Annotated in this window: 4 protein-coding genes; 1 reads left to right on the forward strand and 3 read right to left on the reverse strand. The window is 70.6% G+C overall.

The annotated features are described in order from the left end of the window. The 3 genes from manD to ACWD3D_RS31980 form a co-directional block, all read right to left on the reverse strand. Positions 1–1,032 (reverse strand): D-mannonate dehydratase ManD (gene manD, locus ACWD3D_RS31970; RefSeq protein WP_451464234.1); only part of this gene is annotated, 1,032 nt, incomplete at its 3' end. A gap of 199 nt (positions 1,033–1,231) precedes the next feature. After that, complete coding sequence (locus tag ACWD3D_RS31975) at positions 1,232–2,629, reverse strand: ricin-type beta-trefoil lectin domain protein (protein WP_451464235.1); 1,398 nt, start codon at positions 2,627–2,629, stop codon at positions 1,232–1,234. Further along, complete coding sequence (locus tag ACWD3D_RS31980) at positions 2,626–3,909, reverse strand: family 16 glycosylhydrolase (protein ID WP_451464236.1); 1,284 nt, start codon at positions 3,907–3,909, stop codon at positions 2,626–2,628. The genes ACWD3D_RS31975 and ACWD3D_RS31980 overlap by 4 nt, the downstream gene beginning before the upstream one ends. Before the next feature lie 839 nt (positions 3,910–4,748). Between ACWD3D_RS31980 and ACWD3D_RS31985 the strand changes: the two genes are divergently transcribed. Beyond that, positions 4,749–6,334: ATP-binding protein (locus tag ACWD3D_RS31985; protein ID WP_451464237.1), on the forward strand; the 1,586-nt coding region annotated here is incomplete at its 3' end.

The raw sequence follows: 6,334 nt of genomic DNA on the forward strand, positions 1-6,334 counted from the left end.
CCCCGAGTACTCCTGGATGCCGAAGTTGTGCACGGCCAGGTCCAGGTGGACCGCCGCCGCCATGCCCACCGGCGAGATGTCCTCCGGCCCGTGCGTCGCGGCCTTGACCTGGTACTGCGCGGCGAAGTCGAAGAGCTTGCGCAGCGGGGTGACCCCGCCGAAGTGGGTGACCGCCGAACGTGCGTAGTCGATCAGCCGCTCGGTGATCAGGGCTTGGTAGTCGTGGACGGTGTTGAAGACCTCGCCCACCGCGAGCGGGGTGGTCGTGTGGTGGCGGATCAGGCGGAACGCGTCCTGGTTCTCGGCGGGCGTGCAGTCCTCCAGCCAGAACGGGCGGTACGGCTCCAGGTCCTTGCCGAGCCGCGCCGCCTGGATCGGGGTGAGCCGGTGATGGGCGTCGTGGAGCAGCGGCAGTTCGTCGCCGAACTCCGCCCGTACCGCTTCGAAGACCGCCGGGACGTGCCGCAGGTATGCGTCGGTGTCCCAGTCCTCCACCAGCGGCCTGGCCCGCTGATGGAGCACGGCGGCGCCGCTCTCGTCGGTGGTGTGCACCCCGTAGACCGCCTTCAGCCCCGGCACGCCGGTCTGGATGCGGACGGCCCGGTATCCCTCGGCGAGGCGGGCCCGGACGGAGTCGAGCAGCTCCGGGATACCGGCGCCGTTGGCGTGGCCGTAGGTGCGGACCCGGTCGCGGCTCGCGCCGCCGAGGAGCTGGTAGAGCGGGAGCCCCGCGGCCTTGGCCTTGATGTCCCAGAGCGCCACGTCCACGGCGGCTATCGCGGCCATGGTGACCGGCCCGCGCCGCCAGTAGGCGCCGCGGTACAGGTACTGCCAGGTGTCCTCGACGCGGTGCGGGTCGAGCCCGATGAGGAGCGGCAGGACGTGGTCGTCGAGGTAACTGACGACGGCGAGTTCCCGGCCGTTGAGGGTGGCGTCGCCGAGACCGGTGAGCCCTTCGTCGGTCGTCAGTTTCAGCGTGACGAAGTTGCGTCCGGGACTGGTGACGATCAACTTCGCGTCGACGATCTTCATGCGCGTGCTCTCTCCGGTGCTGGGCAGGGCTGTGCGATACCGGGGCGAGCCGTCCTCGAACTGGGCGGCCGGCCTTGCCGGTATTCCATCAGTCCCGTCACCGGTGCTCTGCCCTGGCCTCCCTCCTGTGCCGTTGTCCGCGTCCGCGCCCCGGAGCGCGGTGGCCGGACCGTGACGGGTCCGGCCACCGCGCCATGGTTCACCCCGTGTACTGCGCGAACACGCGGGTGTAGTCCCATGCCTGCTGGCTGACGTCCGAGCAGGTGTCCGCGCCGCCCCCGGTGCACGGCCGGTCACGGTTGACCGACCAGAAGGTCAGCCGCGCCAGGTGGTGCTGCTGGGCGTAGGCGAGGATGGTGCGGAAGTCGTCCACCGTCACCGTCTCGTTGTCGTCGGTGAGACCGTTCATGGACGAGATGCCGATCGACCGGTACGCCTGGTCGTCGGTGTAGCCGTAGGCGCTCTTCACCGCGTTCTTCAGGCCCTCGGCTGCCTGCTTGGTGAGGTTGCCCATGTTCTGGCCGGCGCCGCCGAAGTCGAACGGCATGATCGTCCAGCTGTCGACGGTCAGCCCCGAGGAGGCGGCCCGGTTGATCAGCGAGCTGTCCGGACCGCTCTGGCCGGTGCCGAAGGTCACGTACACCTTGATGCCCGGGTTGTTGGCCCTGACGGTCTTCAACGCGTCCACCGTGCGCTGCTGCACGGTGGCGTTGCTGTAGGCGTCCGCCTCGATGTCGATGTCGATCGCCTTGAGCCCGTACGCGTTGATGACCTTCTGGTACGCGGCTGCCAGCTCACCGGCGCTGGAGCAGGAAGTCTCCAGCTTGTTGCCGCTCCAGCCGCCGAACGACGGGATGACGTCGCCGCCCGCCCCGCGCACGGTGTTGATCGTCTGCTGGTCGACCCCGCCGGCCAGCGCCCGCGAGCCGTCCCACTGCGGGTTGCAGTAGCCGTTGCTCAGGACGAACGCCAGCGTGAACCACTTCACCCCGGTCGCGTTCATCACGGTCGTCGGATTCGGCGGGCTGCCCCACCCGTTGTAGAGGTACGGGGCCACGGCCATGGTCCCGCCGGGGGCCGGCGTGCTGCCGCCCGAGGGGACCGTCCACTTCTGGTTGGCGGTGCCGGAGCAGGTCCAGAGCTGGAGGCGGGTGCCGTTGGCGGAGGAGTTGCCGGTGGCGTCCATGCACTTGTTCGACTGGATGCCGACGATGTCCTTGGCGGCGGGGACGGCCCATTTCTGTGCGGCGGTTCCGTTGCAGTCCCAGAGTTGGAGCAGGGTGCCGTCGGCGGTTCCGGCGTCCTTGGCGTCGAGGCACTTGCCCAGCGCGCGGATGGTGCCGTCGGAGTTGACGCTCCACTGCTGCGCCGCGCTGCCGTTGCAGTCGTAGAGCTGGACGGCCGTGCCGTTGGCCGAGGAAGCGGCGGCGACGTCGACGCATTTGCCGCCGATGCCCGTGATCGCGCCGGTCGCGGTCACCGCCGCCTGCGCGGTGGCGGGCAGCGAGACGAGGGAGGCTCCCGCGGCGAGGAGGAGCGCGGCGGGCACGGCCAGGGACGGGACCCAGCGGCGACGGGATGCGGTGAGGGCGCTCACGCGGCGTTCACCGTCCACTTCTGGTTGGCGGTGCCGGAGCAGGTCCAGAGCTGGAGGCGGGTGCCGTTGGCGGAGGAGTTGCCGGTGGCGTCCATGCACTTGTTCGACTGGATGCCGACGATGTCCTTGGCCGCGGGAGTCGCCCACTTCTGCGCGGCGGTTCCGTTGCAGTCCCAGAGTTGGAGCAGGGTGCCGTCGGCGGTTCCGGCGTCCTTGGCGTCGAGGCACTTGCCCAGCGCGCGGATGGTGCCGTCGCTGTTGACGGCCCACTTCTGGGCGGCCGAGCCGTTGCAGTCGTAGAGCTGGACGGCGGTGCCGTTCGTGGTGGCGGCGCCGGCGACGTCGACGCATTTGCCGCCGATGCCCGTGATCGAACCACCGGTGGCCGGGGGAGGGGTGGTACCGCCGTCACTGGTGGTGACGTGCACGTAGTCGACGACGAGCTGACCGGGGAACGGCGTCGAGCCGTCGGGGTCGCCGGGCCAGTAGCCGCCGACCGCGAGGTTCAGGATGATGAAGAAGGGCTTGTTGAACACCCAGCTGTTGCCGCCCAGGTCTGCGGGGGTACGCGTCTGGTAGACGTTTCCGTCGACCGACCAGGTGATGGAGTTGGGGGCCCAGTCGACCGCGAAGGTGTGGAACGCGTCGGCGAAGGCCTGGCCGCTCGGCAGGGAGTAGCCCGCACCGATGCCCGCCGAGCCGGAGTAGCCGGGGCCGTGGATGGTGCCGTGGACCGCGCCGGGCTCGAAGCCGACGTTCTCCATGATGTCGATCTCACCGCTGTTGGGCCAGCCGACGCTGCCCAGGTCCGCGCCGAGCATCCAGAACGCCGGCCACATGCCCTGGCCGCGCGGGATCTTCATCCGGGTCTCGACGTGTCCGTACGTCGACGTGAACTTGCCCGAGGTGTTCAGCCGGGCCGAGGTGTACTGGCAGGTGCCGTACCAGCACTGGTAGTTGGCGGGGTTCTCCTTGCGAGCGGTGATGACCAGATTGCCCTGGCCGTCGAGCTTGGCGTTGTTCGACCCCGCCGTGTAGTACTGCCGCTCGTGGTTGCTGACGTTGTCGCCGGTCTCGGTCTGCCACTTGCTCGCGTCGGGCGCGGACCCGGCGGTGCCGTTGAAGTCGTCGGCGAAGGTCGTCGCCGCGGCCGCGGTGGCGGCGCTCTCCGCGGTCACGGGCGCCGCGCCGGCCGGTGCGGCCATGAGTACGCCCGAACAGCAGAGCAGGGAGGCGACGGAGAGCGCCAGTCGGCGCCTGAAGGGAGTTCGCACGGTCATCACATCACTTCGCGTGGGGGGCATCTGTCATGGCCATGACAGATGAAGGCATGGCGGATGAAGGTGTGGCGGACCGGGATCGAAGTCCACCACCCCGAGGTGCAAGGCCGGTTGTTAATTCACTACTTGATTTAAGTGAGGGGGAGAGGGGGCGTCAAGGTGCTGGTACGGACCTTCTGTTGATGTGCGCCGACAGGATTTCGGACCGCCCGGTTCACGTCTTGAACGATCGTGCCCGCTGGAGGGGCGAGCTGCCCGGTGGTGCGGCGGCGGGCCGACGCGCGGGTGGGCGTACGTCCGGGCCGCGTCCGACCGCTCCCGCCGGTTTCGCGGGCCGTCCGGGCATCTCGTCGGTGCCCTGGGGGTGGGTGCGACGGCCGTGTCTCTCGCCTCGGCGGAACTCGTCGTGCCCGGCGGCGTCTCTCGCCTCGGCGGAACTCGTCGTGCTCCGCCGCGACGACCGCGTGCCCGGGCGCGCTCGTCACGAGGGGTGAGCGGGATCTGTCGTCGCCGTGGTGGAGGGGTGTGATGCATGGCTCTCGTGGAGAGTGGGCGGTCGCGCGGGGTGACGTGCGCCACTCGGCTCCACCGGTCCGGTCGTCGAAAAAGGCGAGTGGAAATCGGTCGCCAGTGCGGGCCGTCATACCAGAGCGGGACGGATGGCGGGCAAGTTCGACAACTGGCGCTCACGCCCGCCGCGTCGGCGACTACCGTGTGTGCTCAGTGATCAACGATGGGCTCATGTTCTTCGAGCCCGCCCGGTTGATCCGGAGCCTGACCGACCCCCTTTGGTGCCACCGCATGAACGATTCCGGGTGCCCCACGTACCGAGGACGCTGATGTCTCAACTTCGCGCACCAGAAGCGCGACCGGATCGCCGAGAGAGCGGGCGGCACGGCCGCCCGGCGGGCCGTTCCCAGACCGCCGCCGCCAAGCCGCGCGCCGTGCAGTCGGCGTCGGAGCTGCGGATACGCGGTCAGATGGTGCGGGCGGCGCTGCTGCCGACCGTGGCCGCCCTGTTGAGCGGTACCGCCGCGGTCATCTTCACCGTACGGGCTTCCGGGGTGCGTCCCTCCGGCAGCCTGCTGGCGGCGCTCGGGGGATCCGGCGCACTGGCCCTGACGGCCGTCGTGGCCGCGTGCGTCGGCGCCCGCCGGATCTCGGCCGGGCTGCTCGACCGCGCCCAGGCGCTGCGCCGGGCCAACGCCCGGGGCCAGGTCGACCTGCAGCGAGCGCTGGAACAGCTCCGGGCCGGGGAGCAGTTGCCCGCCCGCAAGGCCTCGCAGCCCACCGCCCCGGGAGCGGATGCCTTCGACCTGCTGGGACAGGAGATCGCACGGTCCCAGGAGGCCGCCGTGGCCGCCGTGGGCCAGGCGTCCCAGCTCTTCAGCAACACGGGCAACGAACAGAAGGTCGAGGTCTTCGTCAACCTCGCGCGTCGCCTTCAGTCTCTGGTGCACCGCGAGATCCAGATCCTCGACGAACTCGAACACGAGGTGGAGGACCCCGACCTCCTCAAGGGCCTTTTCCACGTCGACCACCTGGCGACCCGCATCCGACGCCACGCCGAGAACCTCGCCGTGCTCGGCGGCGCCGTGTCCCGTCGGCAGTGGTCGAACCCGGTCACCCTCACCGAGGTGCTGCGCTCCGCCATCGCGGAGGTCGAGCAGTACCCGCGGGTCAAACTGGTGCCGCCGATCGAGGGCACCCTGCGTGGACACGCCGTCGCCGACGTGATCCACCTGGTGGCCGAACTCGTGGAAAACGCCACGGTGTTCTCCGCCCCGCACACCCAGGTCCTGCTGCGTGTCCAGCCCGTCACGGCGGGCTTCGCGCTGGAGGTGGAGGACCGCGGGCTCGGCATGCCGGGCCAGGAGCAGAGCCGGATGAACGCCCTGCTCGCCGACCCCGACCAGGTCAACGTCGCCCACCTGCTCCAGGACGGCCGCATCGGGCTGTTCGTCGTCTCCGCACTGGCCCGCCGCCACGGCATCGCGGTCCGGCTGGAGAGCAACATCTACGGCGGTACGCAGGCGGTCCTGGTCCTCCCGCAGGTGCTGCTCGGCACCGAGGGCGACACCACCACCCCGCCGGAGGGTGTCCCGGTGCCCCCGCCCGGTGCCGTGCACCGGCCGCCGGCCCAGGACTCCGGTCCACGGGCCCACCCGGCACCGGCGTTCGCCGAGTCCCGGTCGGTACCGGTCCTTCCCGGGGGCCCGGACCGTGCACGGCAGCCGGTCCAGGAACAGCTTCCGCCCGCCCCGGACCGGACGAGGACCCCGAACCCCTCGCAGTCCGCGCACACCCCGCACTCCTCGCATTCCCCGCGTACCCCGCACGAGCAGTACCCGTCCACGCCGCAGGATCAGCTCCGGCCCGTGGTGGGACGACTCCGGCCGCCCGGTGAGGCGCAGGCCGCGGCCGA

The organism is Streptomyces sp. NPDC002690 (assembly GCF_053592415.1).